Origin of the sequence: Aeromonas sp. QDB14 (assembly GCF_027707845.1) — a bacterium.
In the GTDB taxonomy this organism is placed as follows: domain Bacteria; phylum Pseudomonadota; class Gammaproteobacteria; order Enterobacterales; family Aeromonadaceae; genus Aeromonas; species Aeromonas caviae.
The window spans coordinates 14323-35108 of record NZ_JAPCJD010000019.1 but is presented as its reverse complement, the minus strand read 5'-3'; the positions used below and the strand labels follow the sequence as shown (position 1 = coordinate 35108).

At 60.1% G+C, this 20786-nt stretch carries 25 protein-coding genes; 12 read left to right on the top strand and 13 right to left on the bottom strand.

Annotated features, from left to right (window positions below):
• Nucleotides 1-18: 18 nt before the first annotated feature.
• The 8 genes from PG887_RS08665 to zapE form a co-directional block, all read right to left on the bottom strand.
• On the bottom strand, nt 19-450 hold the full coding sequence (locus tag PG887_RS08665; protein ID WP_029314842.1) for a ClpXP protease specificity-enhancing factor: 432 nt from the start codon (nt 448-450) through the stop codon (nt 19-21).
• Entirely contained in the window at nt 447-1076 is a 630-nt protein-coding gene (gene sspA, locus PG887_RS08660) for a stringent starvation protein SspA (RefSeq protein ID WP_039040485.1), read from the bottom strand. Before sspA ends, PG887_RS08665 begins: the two co-directional genes overlap by 4 nt.
• An 87-nt stretch (nt 1077-1163) precedes the next feature.
• Nucleotides 1164-1898: a cytochrome c1 gene (locus PG887_RS08655; protein ID WP_039040484.1), complete on the bottom strand. Its 735-nt coding sequence runs from the start codon at nt 1896-1898 to the stop codon at nt 1164-1166.
• A complete protein-coding gene (locus tag PG887_RS08650; RefSeq protein WP_104454879.1) occupies nt 1895-3112 on the bottom strand; it encodes a cytochrome b in 1218 nt (405 codons plus the stop codon). Before PG887_RS08650 ends, PG887_RS08655 begins: the two co-directional genes overlap by 4 nt.
• Nucleotides 3113-3114: 2 nt before the next feature.
• Nucleotides 3115-3705, bottom strand: coding sequence for a ubiquinol-cytochrome c reductase iron-sulfur subunit (petA, locus tag PG887_RS08645; RefSeq protein ID WP_010675854.1), 591 nt, complete (start codon nt 3703-3705; stop codon nt 3115-3117).
• Between the two features lie 299 nt (nt 3706-4004).
• On the bottom strand, nt 4005-4397 hold the full coding sequence (gene rpsI, locus PG887_RS08640) for a 30S ribosomal protein S9 (protein WP_005336286.1): 393 nt from the start codon (nt 4395-4397) through the stop codon (nt 4005-4007).
• A 14-nt stretch (nt 4398-4411) separates the two neighbouring features.
• The gene (rplM, locus tag PG887_RS08635; RefSeq protein ID WP_005336289.1) at nt 4412-4840 is read right to left on the bottom strand and encodes a 50S ribosomal protein L13; all 429 of its coding nucleotides are present in this window, start codon (nt 4838-4840) and stop codon (nt 4412-4414) included.
• Nucleotides 4841-5106: 266 nt separating this feature from the next.
• Entirely contained in the window at nt 5107-6201 is a 1095-nt protein-coding gene (zapE, locus tag PG887_RS08630) for a cell division protein ZapE (protein WP_104454880.1), read from the bottom strand.
• Nucleotides 6202-6340: 139 nt separating this feature from the next.
• Between zapE and PG887_RS08625 the strand changes: the two genes are divergently transcribed.
• The 12 genes from PG887_RS08625 to PG887_RS08570 all read left to right on the top strand — a co-directional run bounded on the left by PG887_RS08625 (nt 6341) and on the right by PG887_RS08570 (nt 17363).
• Nucleotides 6341-6721, top strand: coding sequence for a YhcB family protein (locus PG887_RS08625; protein ID WP_010675856.1), 381 nt, complete (start codon nt 6341-6343; stop codon nt 6719-6721).
• Nucleotides 6722-6802: 81 nt separating this feature from the next.
• The gene (locus PG887_RS08620; protein WP_029314844.1) at nt 6803-8161 is read left to right on the top strand and encodes a Do family serine endopeptidase; all 1359 of its coding nucleotides are present in this window, start codon (nt 6803-6805) and stop codon (nt 8159-8161) included.
• A gap of 89 nt (nt 8162-8250) precedes the next feature.
• Nucleotides 8251-9378: an outer membrane-stress sensor serine endopeptidase DegS gene (gene degS, locus PG887_RS08615; protein WP_010675858.1), complete on the top strand. Its 1128-nt coding sequence runs from the start codon at nt 8251-8253 to the stop codon at nt 9376-9378.
• Between the two features lie 308 nt (nt 9379-9686).
• Entirely contained in the window at nt 9687-10049 is a 363-nt protein-coding gene (locus PG887_RS08610) for a transcriptional regulator (protein ID WP_270821480.1), read from the top strand.
• Nucleotides 10050-10415, top strand: coding sequence for an SFCGS family glycine-rich protein (locus PG887_RS08605; RefSeq protein WP_010675860.1), 366 nt, complete (start codon nt 10050-10052; stop codon nt 10413-10415).
• Entirely contained in the window at nt 10415-10711 is a 297-nt protein-coding gene (locus tag PG887_RS08600) for a DUF4312 family protein (protein ID WP_182976116.1), read from the top strand. Before PG887_RS08605 ends, PG887_RS08600 begins: the two co-directional genes overlap by 1 nt.
• A gap of 25 nt (nt 10712-10736) precedes the next feature.
• A complete protein-coding gene (locus PG887_RS08595) occupies nt 10737-11513 on the top strand; it encodes a DUF4311 domain-containing protein (RefSeq protein WP_041211842.1) in 777 nt (258 codons plus the stop codon).
• Nucleotides 11514-11524: 11 nt separating this feature from the next.
• Nucleotides 11525-12175: a DUF4310 family protein gene (locus PG887_RS08590; protein ID WP_270821478.1), complete on the top strand. Its 651-nt coding sequence runs from the start codon at nt 11525-11527 to the stop codon at nt 12173-12175.
• A 201-nt stretch (nt 12176-12376) separates the two neighbouring features.
• The gene (locus tag PG887_RS08585; RefSeq protein ID WP_270821477.1) at nt 12377-13516 is read left to right on the top strand and encodes an amidohydrolase/deacetylase family metallohydrolase; all 1140 of its coding nucleotides are present in this window, start codon (nt 12377-12379) and stop codon (nt 13514-13516) included.
• Nucleotides 13500-14615, top strand: coding sequence for a DgaE family pyridoxal phosphate-dependent ammonia lyase (locus tag PG887_RS08580; protein WP_270821476.1), 1116 nt, complete (start codon nt 13500-13502; stop codon nt 14613-14615). The genes PG887_RS08585 and PG887_RS08580 overlap by 17 nt, the downstream gene beginning before the upstream one ends.
• Nucleotides 14615-15355 (top strand): 2-dehydro-3-deoxy-phosphogluconate aldolase, encoded by a 741-nt coding sequence (gene dagF, locus PG887_RS08575; protein WP_270821474.1) that lies wholly within the window; start codon nt 14615-14617, stop codon nt 15353-15355. The genes PG887_RS08580 and dagF overlap by 1 nt, the downstream gene beginning before the upstream one ends.
• Nucleotides 15356-15458: 103 nt before the next feature.
• Nucleotides 15459-17363, top strand: a complete 1905-nt coding sequence (locus PG887_RS08570; RefSeq protein ID WP_270821473.1) for a BglG family transcription antiterminator — start codon at nt 15459-15461, stop codon at nt 17361-17363.
• A 15-nt stretch (nt 17364-17378) separates the two neighbouring features.
• On the opposite strand, the gene npr is transcribed toward PG887_RS08570, so the two are convergent.
• Genes npr through PG887_RS08545 form a run of 5 tightly spaced genes read right to left on the bottom strand, consistent with a single transcriptional unit; the run spans nt 17379 to nt 20775 of the window.
• The gene (gene npr, locus PG887_RS08565; protein ID WP_270821471.1) at nt 17379-17651 is read right to left on the bottom strand and encodes a PTS phosphocarrier protein NPr; all 273 of its coding nucleotides are present in this window, start codon (nt 17649-17651) and stop codon (nt 17379-17381) included.
• Between the two features lie 20 nt (nt 17652-17671).
• A complete protein-coding gene (rapZ, locus tag PG887_RS08560; protein WP_270821470.1) occupies nt 17672-18538 on the bottom strand; it encodes an RNase adapter RapZ in 867 nt (288 codons plus the stop codon).
• Between the two features lie 40 nt (nt 18539-18578).
• Nucleotides 18579-19025 carry a PTS IIA-like nitrogen regulatory protein PtsN gene (ptsN, locus tag PG887_RS08555; protein ID WP_010675870.1) on the bottom strand — a complete coding sequence of 149 codons (447 nt, stop codon included), beginning with the start codon at nt 19023-19025 and terminating at the stop codon, nt 18579-18581.
• 2 nt (nt 19026-19027) lie between these two features.
• Nucleotides 19028-19315: a ribosome hibernation promoting factor gene (gene hpf, locus PG887_RS08550; RefSeq protein ID WP_005305957.1), complete on the bottom strand. Its 288-nt coding sequence runs from the start codon at nt 19313-19315 to the stop codon at nt 19028-19030.
• Between the two features lie 20 nt (nt 19316-19335).
• On the bottom strand, nt 19336-20775 hold the full coding sequence (locus PG887_RS08545; protein ID WP_041211850.1) for an RNA polymerase factor sigma-54: 1440 nt from the start codon (nt 20773-20775) through the stop codon (nt 19336-19338).
• Nucleotides 20776-20786 lie beyond the last annotated feature (11 nt).

Genomic DNA, 20786 nt, shown 5'->3' with positions numbered 1-20786 from the left:
GCCTTCAGGCTGCGTTTTTTATTTGATGACTTTCAGGGTCGGGCGACCGCTCGGGCGTGGTGGTTCCGGCTCGGGGTCAACCGACGTTGGTGTCTGTGCCTGTTCCAGCCAGAGGTCATACCCGGGCTCCGGCGGGAACAGGGTCCCTACTCCGTTCTCCCTGGCATGGATGGCCAGTACGGCCGCCATGGGAATATAGACCTGCTGCGATACGCCACCGAAACGGGCGCTGAAGCTGACAGCGTCATTGTCCATGTGGAACTGGCCCACGGCCCGGGGGGCGATGTTCAGAACAATCTGGCCATCCTGCACGAACTGCATCGGTACCATCACATGGGGAATGTTGGCATTGACCACCAGATGGGGAGTCAGATCGTTATCCAGCAACCAGTCAAAAAACGCCCGCAGCAGATACGGGCGACTGGGTGTCATTGTCGGTTCCATGCTCATACGCCGGCACGGATCTCGCGCTCGGCCTCGGTCAGGGAAGCCTGGAAAGATTCACGCTCGAACAGGCGAACCATGTAAGCCTTCAGCTCTTTGGCGCCACGACCGGTAAAGTCGATGCCCAGGCTCGGCAGACGCCACAGCAACGGCGCCATGTAGCAGTCGACCAGACCGAACTCTTCGCTCATGAAGTAGGGCATCTCACCGAAGATGGGGGCGATGGCCAGCAGGTTGTCGCGCAGCTCGGCACGGGCGGCTTCGGTATCGGTGCCCGCCATGATCTTGTCGGCCAGAGAGTACCAGTCCAGCTCGATGCGGTGCATCATCAGACGGCTGTTGCCGCGCGCGACCGGATAAACCGGCATCAGGGGCGGATGCGGGAAACGCTCGTCCAGATACTCCATGATGATGCGCGAGGTGTACAACGCCAGCTCGCGATCCACCAGAGTCGGTACAGTGTTGTACGGGTTCAGCTCGGCCAGCTCATCCGGCAGGTTGGCAGGATCAACCTGGCAGATATCCACGCTAACACCCTTCTCCGCCAGGACAATACGCACCTGATGGCTGAACATATCGTTGGCACCGGAAAACAGCGTCATTACCGAACGCTTATTGGCAGCTACAGCCATTGAACCCTCCCGTCATTAAAAAGCAGAAACGGCAATGAAGCATGTCTGTCTTCATTGCCGTGCGTCATATTACTCCGATCTGGTCGCTTAGTGAACGTCGCGCCAGAATTCCTTCTTCAACAGCACAGTGAAGATGAAGAAGATAGCGATGAATCCGAGTACCCAGAAGCCCATGCGTTCGCGCTCCTGCTGCACCGGCTCAGCCGAGTAGACCAAGAAGTTTACCAGATCCAGTACCGTCTGATCATATTCTTCGTTGTTCATTTCACCGTTGCCGTCAGATTTGATGCTGACGACTTGCTGCATCTCCACGCCATCCAGGGTGTGCGTCTCGAACTCGGCGCGGGGCGTCCCCTGCAACGGCTCCAGCACATGGGGCATACCCACGGACGGGAAGACGGCGTTGTTCACCCCGAATGGACGGGTCTCGTCCACGTAGAAGGAACGCAGATAGGTGTAGATCCAGTCTGCACCACGCACCCGGGCAACCAGGGTCAGGTCGGGGGGCGGCGCGCCGAACCAGCGAGCAGCATCCTTCTCGGACATGGCGCTCTTCATCAGATCGCCGATCTTGGCGCCGGTGAAGACCAGGTTCTCCTTCATCAGATCGTCCGGAATGCCGATGTCGGCCGCCACCCGGTTATAACGCTGGTACTGGGTGGAGTGACAGCCGGCACAGTAGTTCATGAAGGTGGCGGCCCCCCGTTGCAGGGATGCCTTGTCACTCAGATCGTACTCCGCCTTGTCGAGGGGGAAGCCACCGCCAGAGGCCAACACCAGACCAGGCAGCAGGGCCAGCACTGCAAAAATTATTCTTTTCATTTGAATGTCACCCTCTCCGGCAGCGGCTTGGTGTTCTCATTCTTGCTGTAGAAGAACAACAGGACGAAGAATCCGAAATAACCCAGAGTACAGAGCTGTGCAATCAGCGTCAGGGTCGGGGTTGATGGCAGCACGCCCAGCACCCCCAGGATAATGAAGCAGACCACGAACTGGGCGATGTTCAGCTTGTGCAGGGTGCTGCGATAACGCACCGAGCGCACCTTGCAACGATCCAGCCAGGGCAACAGGAACAGCACCACGATGGAGAGGCCCATCATGATGACCCCCAGCAGCTTGTCCGGCACCGCACGCAGGATGGCGTAGAAGGGGGTGAAGTACCAGACCGGGGCGATATGTGCCGGTGTCTTCAGGCCGTTGGCCACCTCAAAGTTCGGTTTCTCGAGGAAATAGCCCCACATGTCCGGCTTGAAGAAGATGATGGCACAGAAGAAGAACAGGAAACCGGCTACCCCGATCATGTCCTTCACGGTGAAATAGGGGTGGAACGCGACCGCATCCAGTGGCCAGCCGTTCTCGTCCTTGTGCTTCTTGATGTCGATGCCATCGGGGTTGTTGGAGCCCACCTCGTGCAGCGCCAGGATATGCATGGCCACCAGCATCACCAGTACCAGCGGCAAAGCGATGACGTGCAGCGCAAAGAAGCGGTTCAGGGTCGCACCCGAGATGACATAGTCCCCCCGGATCCACAGGGTCAGATCGTCACCGATAACGGGGATGGCACCGAACAGCGAGATGATGACCTGGGCCCCCCAGAACGACATCTGCCCCCAGGGCAGCAGGTAACCCATGAAGGCCTCGGCCATCAGCACCAGGAAGATCAGCATGCCGAAGATCCACAGCAGTTCCCGTGGCTTTTGGTAAGAGCCGTAGATCATGCCGCGGAACATGTGCAGGTAGACCACGATGAAGAAGGCGGATGCCCCGGTGGAGTGCATGTAGCGAAGCAGCCAGCCGTAATCCACATCCCGCATGATGTATTCCACGGAAGCGAAGGCACCTTCCGCCGAAGGGTTGTAGTTCATGGTCAGCCAGATGCCGGTGATGATCTGGTTGACCAGCACCAACATGGCAAGCGAGCCGAAGAAGTACCAGAAGTTCAGGTTCTTGGGCGCCGGATACTTGGCCATATGGTCGTTGTACATGGCCGTGAGCGGGAAACGATCATCGATCCAGTCCATGAGTTTGGCAAACATGGTCAGGCCTCCTTGCCATCGGCACCGACCAGAATGGTGGTGTCGCTAAGAAATTGGTATGGCGGAATGACCAGGTTCAGCGGTGCGGGGACGCCCTGGAACACTCGACCAGCCATGTCGAATTTGGAGCCATGGCAGGGGCAGAAGAAGCCGGAAGTTACCCCTTGAACCTGCTCGCCGAAGCTGTCGGGCAGATAGGAGGGGGAGCATCCCAGATGAGTGCAGATGCCAACGGCCACGAAGATTTCCGGTTTGATGGATCTGTAGCCATTGTGGGCATAGTCCGGTTGCTGTGGCTCGTCTGACGCAGGATCCCGCAGCTTGTCATCGTGCGCAGCCAGAGCATCCAGCGTCTGCTTGGTGCGCTTCACCACCCAGACCGGTTTACCACGCCACTCGACGCGGATTAGCTGACCCGGCTCCAGCTTGCTGATATCCACTTCAACCGGGGCGCCTGCCGCCTTGGCTTTGGCACTCGGATTCCATGACTTAATAAACGGCACTGCGGTAAAAGCAGCTCCTACACCGCCAACGGCAACCGTTGACCAGGTAAGAAATCTGCGGCGACCGGTATCAACTGGCGCATTGCTCATCCAAAAACTCTCCCATGTGGACTCCGCTCATTCTTATAGTGTCCCTGTTTACTTCTCCTCTCCCTCTGACAACTGCAATGGAAGCGGAGTGGCAATTGACACAGAAAGACCATGGAAATTTTAAAGAAAAGATAACAATTTGACAAGAAAGGGAGTCGATGGGCAAAAACAATAAATACACAATTTTTTGTCTTTTGTGACGTATGCTTAGCATTGTCACATGTAACATTACCAATAAAAAAAGCCTGGCAAATTGCCAGGCTTTTTTGACACTCCTGAGAGTGCGTACCAAAAGCGAATTAACGCTTGGAGTACTGCGGACGCTTACGCGCTTTGTGCAGACCGACTTTCTTACGCTCAACCTTACGGGCATCACGAGTAACAAAGCCAGCTTTACGCAGTTCGGAACGCAGGGTCTCGTCGTACTGCATCAGAGCACGAGTGATACCGTGGCGGATCGCACCAGCTTGACCGGAGATGCCACCACCGTTAACGGTGATGTACAGATCCAGTTTCTCGGTCATCTCGACCAGTTCCAGCGGCTGACGAACTACCATGCGGGCAGTCGGACGGCCGAAGTATTGCTCCAGGGAGCGCTGGTTGATTACGATTTTACCGCTACCCGCTTTGATGAATACGCGAGCAGTGGAGCTTTTGCGACGGCCGGTACCGTAGTATTGATTTTCTGCCATGTTGCCAGTTCCCGTTAGATATCCAGTACTTGAGGTTGCTGAGCAGCATGAGCGTGCTCTGCGCCTGCGTAAACTTTCAGCTTACGGAACATGGCACGGCCCAGCGGACCCTTCGGCAGCATGCCCTTGACGGCAGCTTCGATTACCATTTCCGGCTTACGCTGAATCAGCTTGTCGAAGCTGATGGACTTGATACCACCCGGGAAACCGGAGTGAGCGTGGTACATTTTGTCGGTAAATTTCTTACCGGTTACGTGTACCTTCTCAGCGTTTACAACGATGATGTAGTCACCGGTGTCAACGTGCGGAGTGTACTCGGCTTTGTGCTTACCACGCAGACGAGCAGCGATCTCGGTTGCGATACGACCCAGAGTTTTACCTTCTGCGTCCACAATGTACCAGTCACGTTTTACGGTTTCTGGCTTGGCAACGAAAGTTTTCATTAAGTTAAACCCAATTACCTGTTACAGACCCAATTGCTTATGGGGGCTCTCCCACAAACAACAAACGATGGCCTACCTGTACCCCTTCGAATACAAGTAAAGCTTAAAGTGTTGCTGTCTTATCGACAGCTGTAACGTGGGCCGGGCGATTATAAGTGAAGTTGCCTTAAATATCACCTGCTAATTTCACTGCCATGAAGCTAGCAAATGTCGCCCGGCCCTACCTGCCGCAGATGCCCATCCGACTGGCAGGCGCGGTATTGTGACTAAGGAAGGTGCACTCTGGCAAGGTATTCGTGCGATTGCATCTCCTGAAGCCGTGAAAGGCAACGCTTGAATTCGAAATTCAGCAGGCCTTCGCCATATAGCCCGGTCATGGGGACCGCCGCCGATATGATGAGCTTGACGTGCCGCTCATAAAACTCATCCACCATGGCGATGAAGCGGCGGGCCGCGTCATCCGTGCCGCTGCCCATGGGTTGCACATTGGCCAGCAGGACGGTGTGGAACTCACGGGCCAGTTCGATGTAGTCGCCCTGGGAGCGTGGAGTACAGCACAGCTGTTCAAACTCCATATAAAGCACCCCTTCCCCCACGCCCAGTGCACTCAGTTGGCGATGGTTGACTTCCAGTGCGGCGGCAGTCACCGGCCCAATCCCGGTCAACTGGCTGAAATAACGATCCAGGTTGCTCCTGGCCTGCTCATCCAACGGGAAGTGATAGATCTCTGCCTGTTCCAGGGTTCGCAGCCGGTAATCGACACCGCCATCGACATTGATCACCTCGCAGTGACGCTCGATAAGCGCGATAGCAGGCAGGAAGCGAGCACGCTGCAACCCGTTGCGGTAGAGATCCTGAGGGGGAATGTTGGATGTGGCCACCAGCACCACGCCATGGCCAAAGAGTTCCTGGAACAGAGTGCCGAGCAGCATGGCATCCGTGATATCCGAGACGAAAAACTCGTCGAAGCAGATGACGTCGGTCTCGTCGGCCAGCTTGCGGGCGATCAGCTTGAGCGGATCGGACTGACCGGTCAGCCCTTTGAGCTCGCCGTGCACACGGTGCATGAAACGGTGGAAGTGGATGCGCAGTTTGCGCTCCCCCGGCAGGCTCTCAAAAAAAGTATCCATCAGCCAGGTCTTGCCTCTGCCCACACCGCCCCACATATATAACCCCTGGACGGGGTCACGGGTTTTCGGCTTTTGCAGCCAACCTAGCAGGCCACGGGATCTGGTCGGAGTCGGGCTTGCGCACAGATCCTGATAGAGTCGCTCCAGGCGGGCGACTGCCATGGCCTGGGCCGGATCGGCCACAAAGCCGGGGCGCTGCAAATCCTGCTGATATTTTTGCTGCGGGGTCATCCTGTAAACCGCCTCCAAGTCCCTGAATGAGGGACAAAATGGTATCACGCTCTCGGGGGGCACGGTATAGTGCCAACGAGGCGTTGCGGTCCATCCGACCGCTTCAAATTCATCGTGTTAGCTGTAACAAGGAGCTTCTATGACTCTGTTTAACGGGATCCTGCTGGCGATCGCCGCCCTGATCATCGGCGTGCTGATCGGCCGCTTCTCTGTCCGTAGCCGGGATGCCGGACGCCTGGAACAGGAGCTGAAAAAAGCCCACAAGGAGCTGGAAAGCTACCAGGGGCAGATCACCACCCACTTCGCCGACAGCGCCGCCCTGATGGAGCAACTGGCCGAACAGTACCAGACCCTTTATCGCCACATGGCGGAACAGAGCAAGTTCCTGGCCAAGGTACAGGAACCACTGTTCCGCGAACCCGAAGTGGAAGAAACAGGCGATGCCGCCAACAGCGAGGAGCCGGGCCTTCCTCCCCGCGATTACGCCGGTGCGTCCGGCCTGCTCAAGCAGCCGGGCTGATCGTCGGTTGAACTAATTACGCTTTATCGTGGTCAGACCTTGACGATTGCACTGCAACTTTTTCTGGGAGCTGTTTCTCATATGCGTAAATCTCTTTCTGTATTCAGTGTCTTAGCCCTCAGTGTCGGTATCGCCATGTCCTCAGCACCGGCGCAGGCCGCACTGCCCCTGATGGCGAACAACCAGGAGATGCCGAGCCTGGCCCCCGTCCTCGAGCAGGTGACCCCTGCCGTGGTCAACATCTCCGTCTCTGGCAAGAAGATCACCCGCCAGCGCCTGCCGGAACAATTCCGCTTCTTCTTCGGCCCCAACATGCCTGACGAGCAGGTGAGCGAGCAGCCCTTCCAGGCGCTTGGTTCCGGCGTCATCATCGATGCCAAGAAAGGCTACGTGATCACCAACGCCCACGTGGTCCACGAGGCGGACGAGATCAAGGTCAACCTGAAGGATGGCCGTGAGTATGCGGCCAAAAAAATAGGGGAAGACAAACAGTCGGATATCGCCCTGCTGCAAATCAAGGCCGAGGATCTGGTGCAGATCAAGTTCGCCGACTCCGACGAGCTGAGAGTCGGTGACTACGCGCTGGCCATCGGCAACCCGTTCGGCCTGGGCCAGACCGTCACCTCCGGCATTGTCAGCGCCCTGGGTCGCAGCGGCCTCAACATCGAAAATCTGGAGAACTTCATCCAGACCGATGCGGCCATCAACTCCGGCAACTCGGGCGGCGCCCTGCTCAACCTGCGCGGGGAGCTGATCGGCATCAACACCGCCATCCTGGGCCCCAACGGCGGCAACATCGGCATCGGCTTTGCCATCCCGTCCAACATGGTGCGCGATCTCTCCGAGCAGATCGTGAAATACGGCGAAGTGCGCCGTGGCCAGCTGGGGATCACCGGCACCGAGCTCACCAGCGAAATCGCCAAGACCTTCGGCTACAACAAGAAGGACGGTGCCTTCGTCAACCAGGTCATGCCTGACTCCGCTGCCGCCAAGGCAGGCATCAAGGCAGGCGACATCATCATCAGCATCGATGGCAAGCCCATCCGCTCCTTCGGCGAGCTGCGTGCCAAAATCGCCACCATGGGGGCCGACAAGCAGGTCTCGCTCGGCCTCATTCGTGACGGCAAGGAGCAGACCGTCAAGGTCACCCTGAAGAAGGCGGATGACAGCGAGATCCTGGCCAGCGCCCTGCATCCGGCCCTGGAAGGGGCCAAGCTGAGCACCATCACGGACCCCGTGACCGGCGTGGCCGTCTCCGACATCGATCCCCGCTCACCGGCAGCCGCCTCCGGCCTGCAGAAGGGTGACATCATCATCGGAGTCAACCGCCAGCGCATCAACTCCATGGGTGAACTGACCAAGGTGTTGAAAAACAAGCCGGAAGTCCTGGCGCTGAACATTCAGCGCGGCGACTCCTCGCTCTATTTGGTGATCCGTTAAGCCCCTCACACCCGCGGCAACCGCCGCGGGTGATTTTTATCCATCGATAATGTTATTCTCTGCCCGCAGCCTGTACGGACGAGAAAGACATGAAAATCCCACCTCTGATCAGCTACTTGGGCAAGTCCGTCGGCTTTGGCCTCGCCATGGCTGCGCTTTTGTTGCTGGTGTTTCCCAATTTTCGCGGCGGCGCCCCCCTGCCGGGCCTCATCACCAATGCCCGCGAGCTGAGCTTCTCCTACGCGGCCCATCGTGCCGGCCCTGCCGTCGTCAACATCTACACCCGCAGCTTCGCCGGCAATCGCGGTGAAAAAGCCGAACTCAGACCCCAGGGGCTGGGGTCCGGCGTCATCATGAACCAGCGCGGTCACGTGCTCACCAACTATCACGTCATCGCCGATGCGGACCAGATCATCGTCGCCCTGCAAGATGGTCGGGTATTCAGTGCAGAGCTGGTCGGCACCGACAAACTGACCGATCTGGCGGTGCTCTACATCGAATCGGACAACCTGCCGGTGATCCCTCAGGACCCGGATCGTCTGCCGGACGTGGGAGACGTGGTGCTCGCCATCGGCAACCCCTACAACGTCGGCCAGACCATCACCCAAGGCATCATCAGCGCCACCGGGCGTATCGGCCTCTCCAGCATGGGGCCGGACAGCAATGGCAGACAGGATCTGCTGCAAACCGATGCCGCCATCAACGAGGGCAACTCCGGAGGCGCCCTGGTCAATGGCCGTGGCGATCTGGTGGGTATCAATACCGCCGCCTACCACCTCAACGGCAATCAGGAGAGCTATGGCATCAGTTTTGCCATCCCCTACAAGCTGGCCAAGCGCATCATGGACGAGCTGATCGCCAACGGTCGGGTCATCCGCGGCTACCTCGGCATCTCCAGCGTCGAGATCAATCCCATCGTCGCGCGCATGCTGAACCTGGGGGACTTGCAGGGGTTGGTGGTGGAGAGCCTGGATCCCAATGGCCCAGCCACCAAGGCCGGTCTCAAACGTGGGGATGTGCTGCTCAAGATCAACGGAGAGGCCATCACCGGCGTGCGTCCCGTCATGGACAAGATCGTAGAGAGCCGCCCCGGCACCAAGCTCACCATCTCGGTGATCCGCAACGGCAAGCCGCTGGACGTCGATGTCATCATCGAAGAGGACCTGCGCTACCAGAATCAGACCCTGCCGACCAGCAGTGCGGCACCCGCCACCTGAAGGGCGGATCCTCGCAGGGCCCGACAGGGCCCTTTTTTGTGCCCGCTTTCCTCCGGCTCCCACCTGTGCGTGAGACAGCTCACACATTGCGCCAATAAACGATCGGGCGAAGGCGCCGTCAAAACCCGCCACCGATCACACTCCCTTGCCGCCAGTCCGCTCCTTTCCTCTTCCTGATCGCCAAAAGGGCTTCTTTTGATGCCTTTCCCTCCGGATTTCCACTTCGAATCTGAAAAAACCTGCCTCCTCCCGCACTCTCCTCCGCTTTATGGTGATCCCATCCTTTCTGCCAGCCTGGAGAGCAGACCTTGAATACCGACACCCATGACGCCCCCCTGACCCCGGACAGCCCGGCACTGCTGCGCAAGACCGACCTGACCCTGGCCCGCATTCACAACCTGCTGGCGGATCAGGGCATACGCCCCAACGACGTGCAGCAACAGATGCTAGTCTCCCACGTCAAGGCCATGGTGTGGCGCTCCTACAGCGGGGAATCCCTGCCGGAAGTCGACCTCAGCCTGTTCGAGGAGATCTCCCCCCTCTCCCTGCGCCTGGCAGAGCAGGTCGTTGCCTGGCTCGACCGCCTCGCCTACGAGGAGGCACACCTCTTGTCCGTCCATTTTGAAGTGGCCAAAGAAAACGAACTCAGCTCAGTAAAAGGAGAACGTTAAATGACTGCCATCAAACTCGTGATTGGAGATCGTCTCGGCAAGGGTCAGAAAGTGGGGGCGGGCGCAGAAGCCGCCGGCGCCACCGTGACCGTCATCCCCGGCATGGCCGCCGACATGAAGCTCGGTGATGTGATGAACAAGGAGCAGGCCGACCTTGGCATCTCCTTCTGCGGCAGCGGTGGCGCGGGCGCCATCACGGCCCAGACCAAGTACGGCTACAAGTGCCGCTACGGCATGCGATCCATCGAGGAGGGTGTCACCGCCATCAACGAGGGGTGCGTGGTACTGGGCTTCGGCTTCATGGACAAGGAAGAGCTGGGCCAGAAGCTGATCGAAGCCTTCGCCAAGAAACACGGACGCGCCTGATGAAAGAGCACTTCACCACTCGGATCACGGTCAACGGCAAGGGGGCGACTCGCCAGCAGGCGTTCGCCGCCGCCCTCAGCCAGGTGCAACCCAGCCTGCTCAAGGAGAGCCCCAAGGTGATGCTGCGCCTCGAACCCCTCGAAGTCGAGGTGCTCGAGGCCGAGGAGTCGGTACGGGTGGAGAAGTTCCTGTTCTTCTTCCTGCCACGCCAGCGCCATGAGTTCCGGGTCCGGCTGGCGATCACCGTCAAGGTCACCAGCCTGGATGTCGACAAGGTGGATTTCACCCGGGCCTGACCCCACAACCAAAAGGACAAGTTGGATGTTTCTAATCATTTTGATGAAGTCACTCATCATCGGCGGCCTGGTAGGCGTCGGGGTGGGGGCTGGCGCGGCGCGGATGTTCCACGCCCCGACCGTGCAGGGGATGGGCGCGTTCCGTACCCTGGGCGAGCTCAACTCCTGCGAAGGGGACCCCGCCTCCCACTTCTCGTTCGGCCTTGGCTTCTTCTTCAACGCCTGGGCCTCCACGGTCGCGGCCGGCGCCTTCACCCAGGACGTGGATCACCGCATCCTGCCGAACTGGGGTGCAGCGGCCCTGATGATCAAGAACCGGGATCTCGCCACCACCCTGCATGACCCGAAGAAGATGGCCATCGCCTGCGGCATCATAGGTGCCATCGTGGTCGCCTTCCTCAACAGCACCGCCGCCGCCGTGCCAGCCGCCCTGCAGGTCACCGCGGTCAAGGTACTGGTGCCCGCCGCCAACCTGCTGGTCAACACCGTCATGCCGGTGATCTTCTGGCTGGCCGCCATCGAGGCAGGCAAGAAGTCCGGCTTCTGGGCCACCATCTTCGGCGGTCTGGCCCAGCTCATCATGGGCAACGCGGTACCAGGTCTGGTGCTTGGCATCCTGATCGGCAAGGGGGTGGAAGAGAGCGGCTGGAACCACGTCACCAAGGTGATGATGAGTGCCATCGTCCTGCTGTTCGTGCTGAGCGGCTTCTTCCGAGGCTTTGACATGAAACTCATTGAATCCTTCCACATGGGCGTTCCCCTGTGGCTGGAAAACGTCCACAACCTCATGAGCGGCAAATAAGGAAGCACACCATGGATGAGAAACTGAGAAACAACTTCTGGTATGCCGACTGGTCCTTCCCCATCTTTGTCGGTCTGCTCTCTTCCGGCGTCTTCGCCGGTACCCACATGTTCTACCTCTACGGGGTCGGCGCATTCAACGAGGTGGCCTTCGTTGCCATGCTCAAGGCCGGCATGGACACGGGGGCCTATGGTGCAGTCGCCGCCTTCGGTGCCAGCTTCCTGTTCGCCCGCATCATCGAGGGCTCCCTGGTGGGCATCCTCGACATCGGCGGCGCCATCCAGACCGGAGTCGGCCTCGGAGTGCCCGCCCTGCTGCTGGGGGCCGGCATCATCTATCCGGTGGAAAACTTCACCGCTTCCCTGATCACCGGCATGGGGATTGGGATGGCCATCGGCTACGTGATCATCCTGGCGCGCAAGTTCACCATCAACCAGAGCAACTCCACCTACGGGGCGGACGTCATGATGGGGGCTGGCAACAGCTCCGGCCGCTTCCTCGGTCCCCTCATCATCCTCTCCGCCATGGGCACCTCCATTCCCATCGGGATAGGCTCCCTGCTGGGTGCCCTGCTGTTCTACATCTGGGAGAAGCCCATCACGGGCGGCGCCATTCTGGGGGCCATGCTGTTCGGGACCGCCTTCCCCATCGCCCTGGCTTAATCCAAGGCCGTCTCTTCGGCGGCATTCAAGAACCTGTTTGCGCTCTGCCGCGAAAGGTCGTCAGCAAGGTGAAGAGCAGCGCAGGGGCCGGAGCGTATGGATAGACGTGAGAACTCCTGGTTACAAATACGCGAGCAGCACATGAGCCTTGGAAGCGCCCTCGCAGTAAGAGTGCAAGCAGGTTCCAAGAGGGATATCAGCATGTACGACATGATCATCAGGGCGGGACGCCTGGGAAACGGGCAGCTTGTCGACGTCGCCATCAAGCATGGCAAGATAGCGGCGCTGGGTTCGCTGCCAGAAAGCTCGGAGGCGAAGCAAACCCTCACTCTGGACGGGCAGGTCCATGTGAGCGCCGGCTGGATTGACGGCCACACCCACTGCTACCCCGCCTCCCCCATCTATCACGATGAGCCGGACAAGGTAGGGGTGGCGTCCGGTGTCACCACCGTCATCGACGCCGGCAGTACCGGGGCCGACGACGTGGACGACTTCCAGCGCATAGCCGCCACCTGCAAGACCCGGGTGCACGCCCTGCTCAACATCTCCCGCATCGGCCTGCTGCGCCAGAACGAGCTGGCGGATCCGGCAGACATCGATCCCGCCCTCGCCCAGGCGGCCATCCGGCGCCATCCCGGCTTCATCGTCGGCATCAAGGCGCGCATGAGCGGCAGCGTGGTGGGTGAAAGCGGTCTGCAACCCCTGTGCATGGCCAAGCAGATCCAGCAGGCCAATGGCAACCTGCCACTGATGGTGCACGTGGGCAACACGCCGCCGGATCTGGACGAGATCGTCGCCCTGCTGGGGGAGGGCGATCTGCTGACCCACTGCTTCAACGGCAAGCCCAACCGCATCCTGACCCCTGCGGGTGAACTGCGCCAGGCGGTGCGCGAGGCGATGCGGCGGGGACTCTTGCTCGACATCGGCCATGGCGGTGCCAGCTTCAGCTTCGAGGTGGCAGAGCTGGCCATTGCCCAGGGCATCCTGCCCCACACCATCAGTTCAGACATCTACTGCAAGAACCGCATCAAGGGGCCCGTCTACAGCCTTGCCCACGTGATGTCGAAGTTCTTCGCCATCGGCATGACCCTGGAGCAGGTGCTCGCCTGCGTCACTCACCAGGCCGCTGATGCCCTGCGCCTGCCCGGCAAGGGGCGACTCGAGGTGGGCGCCGATGCAGACATCACCCTGTTCGAGGTGAGCTGCGGCCCCGCTCTCTTTACCGATACCGAGGCCGGCGCCCGCAACGGTGACCGGCAACTGCTCCCTCTCGCCGCCCTGGTGGGCGGCGAACTGGTTCTGACTCACTACGGGAAATCACACCATGCCTTCTGTGTATGAGAAATACCGGCTCAAACCGGTGATCAACGCCTCCGGGCGCATGACCATCCTCGGCGTATCCACTCCCGAGCAGGAGGTGGTCGATGCGGTCAACTTCGGCCTCGGCCACTACTTCGAGGTGAAGGATCTGGTCAACAAGACCGGCGCCTACCTGGCCGAACTGCTGGGCGTTGAAGATGCGGTGGTGGTCTCCTGCGCCAGCGCCGGCATCGCCCAGTCGGTGGCCGCCGTGATCGTGCGCGGCGACCCCTATCGCCTCGAGCAGTTGCATGCTCATGCCCACGACGTGCCGAGCGACATCGTGCTGCCCAAGGGCCACAACGTAAACTTTGGTGCCCCCGTCGGCACCATGGTCAACCTTGGGGGCGGCAGGGTGGTGGAGGCAGGCTACGCCAACGAGTGCTCACCCGCCCAGCTGGCCGCCGCCATCCATGCCAATACCGCCGCCATCCTCTACATCAAGTCCCACCACTGCGTGCAGAAGAGCATTCTGTCGGTGGCCGAGGCGGCCGAGGTGGCCAAGGCCCACGGGATCCCGCTCATCGTCGATGCAGCGGCCGAAGAGGATCTGCGTCTCTACTACAACCTGGGTGCGGATCTGGTCATCTACAGCGGCGCCAAGGCCATCGAAGGGCCCACCAGCGGGCTGGTGCTCGGCAGGCGTCAGTATGTGGAGTGGGTCAAGCAGCAGGCTGGCGGCATAGGCCGTGCCATGAAGGTGGGCAAGGAGGGGATCCTCGGCCTGACCCACGCCATCGAGCTCTACCTGGCCAAAGAGAAGGAGAGCGGCACCGCCATGGTCGCCAAGATGACCCCCTTCATCGAGCGCCTCAACCAGCTGCCCGGCGTCAGCGCCAAGGTGGTGTGGGATAGCGCGGGGCGCGACATCGCCCGCACCGACATCGCCTTCGACCACCAGCAGATCCGCATGACCACGGTGGAAGTGGTCTCCCGTCTGCAACAGGGCACGCCTGCCATCTACTGCCGCGGCTACAAGGCCAACGAGGGGCATATCGAGATAGACGTGCGCAGCGTCAGCCAGCCCCAGCTCGACCAGATCCACTCCGCCATTGCCCACCTCGTTCAGGAGAACAACTGATGTCTCTTACCCCCAATTACTACCGCGATCGGGTCTGCCTCAACGTGCTGGCAGGTTCCAAAGAGAATGCCGTCGACATTTATGAGGCTGCCGAGGGCCACGTCCTGGTCGGTGTGCTCTCCAAGAACTACCCGGACATTCCCTCTGCCGTCGCCGACATGCAGGCCTACGCCAAGCTTATCGACAACGCCCTCTCCATCGGACTGGGAGCAGGTGATCCGCGCCAGTCCGCCATGGTGGCCGAGCTGGCCCGCCAGTTGCAGCCTCAGCATGTCAATCAGGTGTTCACCGGGGTCGGGGCCAGCCGGGCGCTGCTCGGTCAAGCTGACACCCTCGTCAATGGCCTTGTCTCCCCCACCGGCACCCCCGGCATGGTGAAGATCTCCACCGGCCCCCTGAGTAGCCAGCAGCCTGACGGCATCGTCCCCATCGATACCGCCATTGCCCTGCTCAAGGACATGGGGGGCAGCTCGGTCAAGTTCTTCCCCATGGGGGGACTCGCCTGCCGCGCCGAGTATCAGGCAGTGGCCGAGGCCTGTGTCCGCCACGGCTTCTGGCTGGAGCCTACCGGCGGCATCGATCTTGAGAACTTCGAGGAGATAGTGCGGATCGCGCTGGAGGCAGGAGTCGAGAAGGTGATCCCCCACGTCTACAGCTCCATCATCGACAGCGAGAGCGGCCAGACCCGGCCGGAGGATGTGCGTACCCTCCTCGCCATGGTGAAGGCACTGCTGGCATAGCAACCCCACAGGCACCGGTCCGATCACTGGGCGGTGCCTGGCTTGTTAATGACCCCCTTGTTAACATCGACCCACCATGCGCGACAGGAGTCCCCACCCCCTCATGACCAAGCTGCCCCACCCCAGACTCCAGCGACTGCTCGCCCTGCTTCACGCCGAGCCTCTGCCACAGGAGGAGCTGGCCCGCCGTCTCAATGTTTCCACCCGCACGGTGCGTACCGACGTGGCGACCCTGAACGAGCTCATTGCCACCCGGGGCGCCCACCTGATCCATCAGCGGGGCAGCGGTTACCAGCTCAAGATCTACAATCAGGGACTGTTCGATGCGCTGCTGGCCGCCCAGGGGCAGGAGAGCCCTCTGCCTCGCACCAGCCGCGAGCGGGTGCTGCACCTCCAGGTCTTGCTGCTGACGGCGGAACAGGGGATCAAACTCGACGAGCTGGCGGACACCTGGTATCTGAGCCGGGCGGCTTTGCAAGGGGACATGACGGAGGTGCGGGAGCGGCTCGCCCACTTCGGGCTCACCATCGACAGCAAACCCAGAGTGGGGATGCGCATTGCGGGAAGCGAGATGGCGATCCGCGCCTGCCTCACCCAACTGCTCTGCCAGGAGCTGCTGCACCAGCATCCGCTCCAGAGCCTGTTGCCCACCCTCTGCCCCAGCAAGACGCTGGAGGTAGTGGGCAACCACATTCACGAGCAACTCGGTCGCCATCAGCTGCGCCTGGCCGACGAGAGCCTGCAGCAAGTCACCGTCTACTGTGCCGTCGCCCTGCTTCGCCAGGCGTCTGGCCACGAGTTGCGCCAGTTTGCCAGCGACGACATCACCCCGCCCCTGGCAGTGGTGGCCCGCGACATCTATGCCGAGCTGCCGACCCTGACGTCACCGGGGCAGGAAGAGATCGCCTGTCTCGCCATCCAGATCCAGGCTCGCCTCACTGCAGAGACGCCCCTGCTCAGCCCGGCCATGGCGGCCGAGAGCGAGCAACTGACTGCACACCTGCTGGGTTACATCCACCAGCACTACCCCTATGACCTGCGCGGCGACCCGCAATTGCGAGCCGACCTGCAGACCCACATCGGCGCCATGCTGCTGCGGGTCAAATACCAGATTGGCAGCCACAATCCCCTGGCGGACCACATCAAGCAGTATTACCCCCTCGCCTACGACATCACCCTGGCGGCCATCTCTGAGTGGATCAGGCAGACCCCCTACCGGTTGACCCACTACGAGATCGGCTACCTGGTGATCCACATCGGGGTCGGCCTGGAGCGCCACTACGACATCGGTTACACCCGGCGCCCCCAGGCGCTGCTGCTGTGCGATGCGGGCAACGCCACCTTCCGGGTGCTGGAAGCACGCATCCGGTGGGAATACCCCCAACTGCAGCTGACCACGCTGGAATCGGTGCGGGACTATGAGGGACTGGTGCGAGTCGAGCAGGATTTCGTCATCAGCACCCTCAAGGTGAGCGAGAAGAATACTCCCGTGGTGCAGGTCTCCCCCTTCCCGACCCAGTACCAGCTGGAGCAGCTCGGCAAGCTGGTGCTCGTCGATCGCACCCGTCCCTATCTGCTCGACAAGTATTTCGATGCCGACCACTTCATGGTGCTTGATGAACCCATCAGCCAGGGGGCGCTGTTTGATCGCATCTGCAGCCAGCTTGAGGCGGAGGATCTGGTGCAGAGCGGATTCCGGGGATCCTTGCAGGAGCGGGAGCAGATCGTCTCAACCATGCTGGGGGACGGCATCGCTCTGCCCCACTCCCTCGGCCTCCTGGCGCGCCGCACCCTGGTCTATACCGTGCTGGCCCCCCAGGGGATCGATTGGGGTAACGGCGAGAGCGCTACCCTCATCTTCGTGCTGGCCATCGCCAAGGCGGATTATGAGGAAGCCATGGGACTTTATGATCTGTTTCTGGCACTGATGAACGAAAAAGCCAGCAGAAGTCTGCTGGCTTGTCGGGATTTTGCCGCTTTCAAGGCGCTGGCTCGCAGCGCACCTTGAGCACGCCGAGGCGTATTACTCCTCATTGAAGCCCGAGGTGAACAGCGCCACCACGGCGGCCAGGGCCTCCACCTCTTCGGGGCCCTCCACCTGCACCTCCAGCTGTTTGCCCTGGGCGGAGTCCAACATCAGCAGGCCGATCACGCTGTCCGCGTCGGCCTCGACTCCCTCTTCGTTGCGCAGCAGCACGTGGGCATCGAACCCCTGCACCAGCTCGAACAGCATCATGGCCGGTCGGGCGTGAATGCCTAACTTGTTTTTGACTTCTACCGAGGCGGAAACGGTCATCTGAGCATCCTGTGGATCTGTCAGGCGGGGTTTGAACGCTTGTCCAACGTGCGATGGCGGATCTGCACGTTCTTGCCAAGCAACCGGAATGCACCGGCCAGCTGCTCGGCAATGAACACCGATCTGTGCTGGCCACCGGTACAACCGATGCCGACCGTCACATAGCTGCGATTGTTGCGCTCCAGATGAGGCAACCAGGTCGCCAGCATGTTCTCGATCTGCAGGATGAACTGCATCACGTCAGGCTGGCTGGAGAGGTAGCGGGCCACCGGCTCATCCTTGCCGGTGAAGGGTTTGAGCTCGGGGATCCAGTGCGGATTGGGCAGGAAGCGGGCGTCGAACACGAAGTCGGCATCCTTGGGAATACCGTACTTGAAGCCGAACGACTCAAACACCAGCACCAGCTCGTTCTCTTTCTTGCCGAGCACTCGGGTCTTGATGAGCTCGCTCAGGTCGTGAATGCTGAGATTGGTGGTATCGATGCGCAGGTCGGCCGTCGAGGAGAGCGGTGCCAGAAGGTGGGTCTCTTCTCGGATCGCCTCGTCCAGCGAAAGCTTGTTGCGGGACAGAGGGTGCAGACGGCGGCTCTCACCGTAGCGTTTGAGCAGGGTCGCGTTGTCCGCATCGAAGAAGAAGCTCGAAAACTTGACTCGCCCCTCGTTGCGCACCTGGCTCAGCAGGTTCTCCAGCCTGTCTGCCTGGGCAGGCAGGTTGCGCACGTCGATGCTGACCGCCAGCTTGTCATACTGACTCTCCACCGACACGATCAACTGGGGCAGCAGGTTGACCGGCAGGTTGTCCACGCAGTAGTACCCGAGATCCTCGAGCACCCTCAGGGCCACCGTCTTGCCGGAGCCCGAACGACCGCTTACTACTATTAACTGCATCTTGTCCCCTCACGCCAACGTGGCTGTGTCAGACCCGGCCTCAGGCCGACGTCATGATCTGATAGAGTTCTTCGTCGCTGGTCGCCTGGCGCAACTGGCGGCAGACGGCCTTGTCACCCAGTTTGGATGCCATCAGGGAAAGAGTCTTGAGGTGCTGCTTGCACTCGCTTTCCGGCACCAGCAATGCAAAGAGCAGGTCAACCGGTTGATTGTCGATAGAATCGAAAGGGATGGGCTCGGAGAAGGTCATCAACACGGCGGTCGGCGCGAAGGCGTCGTCAATCCGGCCGTGGGGGATGGCGATACCGGCTCCGATCCCGGTACTGCCCATCTTTTCTCGCGCCAGCAGGCTTTCAAACAGGACCTGGCGGGAAGCGCCGAGGCGCTCTGCGGCCAGTTCACTGATGATCTCGAGCGCGCGTTTCTTGCTGGTACAAGGGACCGCACTCTTGGTGCAGTCCCGACTCAGTATGTGTTCAAGTTGCATAGTTATTTTTGATTTAACTTATCTTTGTGCTTGATGATCTGCCGATCCAGTTTATCCAGCAGGGTATCAATCGCCGCATACATGTCGGCATGCTGCGAATTGGCGAACACCTCTCCCCCGCTGACATGCAGCTTGGCTTCGGCGATCTGGTTCAGTTTTTCGACGCTCAACACCACGTGTACGTTGTTGATATGGTCAAAGTGACGCTCGAGTTTGGCAAATTTGTTGTTCACATAATCACGCAGAGCTTCGGTAATCTCGACATGGTGTCCGGTCAGGTTAATTTGCATAACGTCTTCCTTTTGTTTGCCTAAACCAGGCGTTTGCGCTGATTGGATGGCGGAATCAACAAGGATTCACGGTACTTTGCGATCGTGCGTCTCGCCACCATAATACCCTGTTCGGCCAGCAAATCCGCGATCTTGCTATCACTAAGCGGCTTGGCGGGGTTTTCCGCCGTCACCAGCTTCTTGATCAGGGCGCGAATAGCGGTCGATGAGCACTCTCCTCCTCCCTCCGTATTGACGTGACTGGAGAAAAAAAACTTCAGTTCAAAAATGCCGCGGGGCGTATGCATGTACTTCTGAGTCGTGACCCGTGAAATGGTCGACTCATGCATCTCCACCGCTTCCGCGATGTCGTTGAGTACCATGGGTTTCATGGCCTCTTCGCCGTACTCGAAAAAGCCCTGCTGCTGCTCGACGATGCAGCTGGCCACCTTGAGCAGGGTGTCGTTACGACTCTCCAGGCTCTTGATGAACCACTTGGCCTCCTGCAAATGGGAACGGATGAACTGGGTATCCGTGCTGCTGCGAGCATTGCGTGCCATGGCCGCATAGGCCTCGTTGACACGGATGCGCGGAGCAGAGTCCGGATTGAGTTCAACCACCCACTTGCTGCCCTTCTTGACCACGGACACATCCGGGATCACGTACTGGGATTCACTCTGGATGATGCCGTTGCCGGGCCTGGGCTCCAGTTGCTGGATGAGATCCAGCACCTCCTTGAGATCGCTCTCCTTGAGGCGGGTCTTGCGAGCCAGGGTGCGGTAGTCGCGATTGCCGAGCAGGTCCATGTGTTCGCGGATCACCTCTCTGGCTTCGTCGAGCCAGGGCAGGTCCGGCGAATACTGGCCGAGCTGGATCAGCAGACACTCTTGCACCGAACGGGCGGCGATGCCGACCGGATCGAAATGCTGCACCCGCTTGAGCACGGCTTCGATCTCATCCAGTTCGACTTCTACCTCCTCGCTGCTGACTGCAGCCTGAATATCCTCGAGGGTGGCAGTCAGATACCCGGATTCGTCGATGGCATCGATGATGGCAAGGGCGATGGCAGCATCCACATCACTGAACGGGGTGAGCCGCATCTGCCACAGCAGGTAGTCTTGCAGGTTCTCAGTGGTCTCCCCCTGATAGACGCTGTCTTCCCCGTCATGGATGGGGCCTGCACTCTGAGCTGTACCGGCCGAGTAGACCTCGTCCCAGGTGGTGTCCACCGGCAGTTCATCCGGCATGCTCTCCTGGGCCATGGCATCGCTGGAGTCGAGTTGACTGGCGTCCTGTGTCTCTGCCTGACTGGTTTCCTGCGCCTCGTTCTCCTCTTGCTCCAGCAAGGGGTTGTTGTCGAGCGCTTGCTGAATTTCCTGCTGGAGTTCCAGGGTGGAGAGCTGGAGCAGACGAATCGCTTGTTGTAATTGTGGCGTCATGGTCAGGGACTGACCGAGACGCAACTGTAATGTCGGCTTCATCTACGTCGGGA

Bases quoted from the DNA above. Each gene is read 5' to 3' on its own strand.
- hpf (WP_005305957.1), bottom strand. From the start codon at position 19,315: ATGCAAATTAACCTGACCGGACACCATGTCGAGATTACCGAAGCTCTG.
- PG887_RS08580 (WP_270821476.1), top strand. From the start codon at position 13,500: ATGCCTTCTGTGTATGAGAAATACCGGCTCAAACCGGTGATCAACGCC.
- PG887_RS08545 (WP_041211850.1), bottom strand. From the start codon at position 20,775: ATGAAGCCGACATTACAGTTGCGTCTCGGTCAGTCCCTGACCATGACG.
- sspA (WP_039040485.1), bottom strand. From the start codon at position 1,076: ATGGCTGTAGCTGCCAATAAGCGTTCGGTAATGACGCTGTTTTCCGGT.
- npr (WP_270821471.1), bottom strand. From the start codon at position 17,651: ATGACCGTTTCCGCCTCGGTAGAAGTCAAAAACAAGTTAGGCATTCAC.
- PG887_RS08625 (WP_010675856.1), top strand. From the start codon at position 6,341: ATGACTCTGTTTAACGGGATCCTGCTGGCGATCGCCGCCCTGATCATC.
- PG887_RS08605 (WP_010675860.1), top strand. From the start codon at position 10,050: ATGACTGCCATCAAACTCGTGATTGGAGATCGTCTCGGCAAGGGTCAG.
- PG887_RS08665 (WP_029314842.1), bottom strand. From the start codon at position 450: ATGAGCATGGAACCGACAATGACACCCAGTCGCCCGTATCTGCTGCGG.
- PG887_RS08570 (WP_270821473.1), top strand. From the start codon at position 15,459: ATGACCAAGCTGCCCCACCCCAGACTCCAGCGACTGCTCGCCCTGCTT.
- PG887_RS08600 (WP_182976116.1), top strand. From the start codon at position 10,415: ATGAAAGAGCACTTCACCACTCGGATCACGGTCAACGGCAAGGGGGCG.
- degS (WP_010675858.1), top strand. From the start codon at position 8,251: ATGAAAATCCCACCTCTGATCAGCTACTTGGGCAAGTCCGTCGGCTTT.
- PG887_RS08650 (WP_104454879.1), bottom strand. From the start codon at position 3,112: ATGTTTGCCAAACTCATGGACTGGATCGATGATCGTTTCCCGCTCACG.
- PG887_RS08590 (WP_270821478.1), top strand. From the start codon at position 11,525: ATGGATGAGAAACTGAGAAACAACTTCTGGTATGCCGACTGGTCCTTC.
- PG887_RS08655 (WP_039040484.1), bottom strand. From the start codon at position 1,898: ATGAAAAGAATAATTTTTGCAGTGCTGGCCCTGCTGCCTGGTCTGGTG.
- ptsN (WP_010675870.1), bottom strand. From the start codon at position 19,025: ATGCAACTTGAACACATACTGAGTCGGGACTGCACCAAGAGTGCGGTC.
- PG887_RS08585 (WP_270821477.1), top strand. From the start codon at position 12,377: ATGTACGACATGATCATCAGGGCGGGACGCCTGGGAAACGGGCAGCTT.
- dagF (WP_270821474.1), top strand. From the start codon at position 14,615: ATGTCTCTTACCCCCAATTACTACCGCGATCGGGTCTGCCTCAACGTG.
- PG887_RS08620 (WP_029314844.1), top strand. From the start codon at position 6,803: ATGCGTAAATCTCTTTCTGTATTCAGTGTCTTAGCCCTCAGTGTCGGT.
- rapZ (WP_270821470.1), bottom strand. From the start codon at position 18,538: ATGCAGTTAATAGTAGTAAGCGGTCGTTCGGGCTCCGGCAAGACGGTG.
- zapE (WP_104454880.1), bottom strand. From the start codon at position 6,201: ATGACCCCGCAGCAAAAATATCAGCAGGATTTGCAGCGCCCCGGCTTT.
- rpsI (WP_005336286.1), bottom strand. From the start codon at position 4,397: ATGGCAGAAAATCAATACTACGGTACCGGCCGTCGCAAAAGCTCCACT.
- PG887_RS08595 (WP_041211842.1), top strand. From the start codon at position 10,737: ATGTTTCTAATCATTTTGATGAAGTCACTCATCATCGGCGGCCTGGTA.
- petA (WP_010675854.1), bottom strand. From the start codon at position 3,705: ATGAGCAATGCGCCAGTTGATACCGGTCGCCGCAGATTTCTTACCTGG.
- rplM (WP_005336289.1), bottom strand. From the start codon at position 4,840: ATGAAAACTTTCGTTGCCAAGCCAGAAACCGTAAAACGTGACTGGTAC.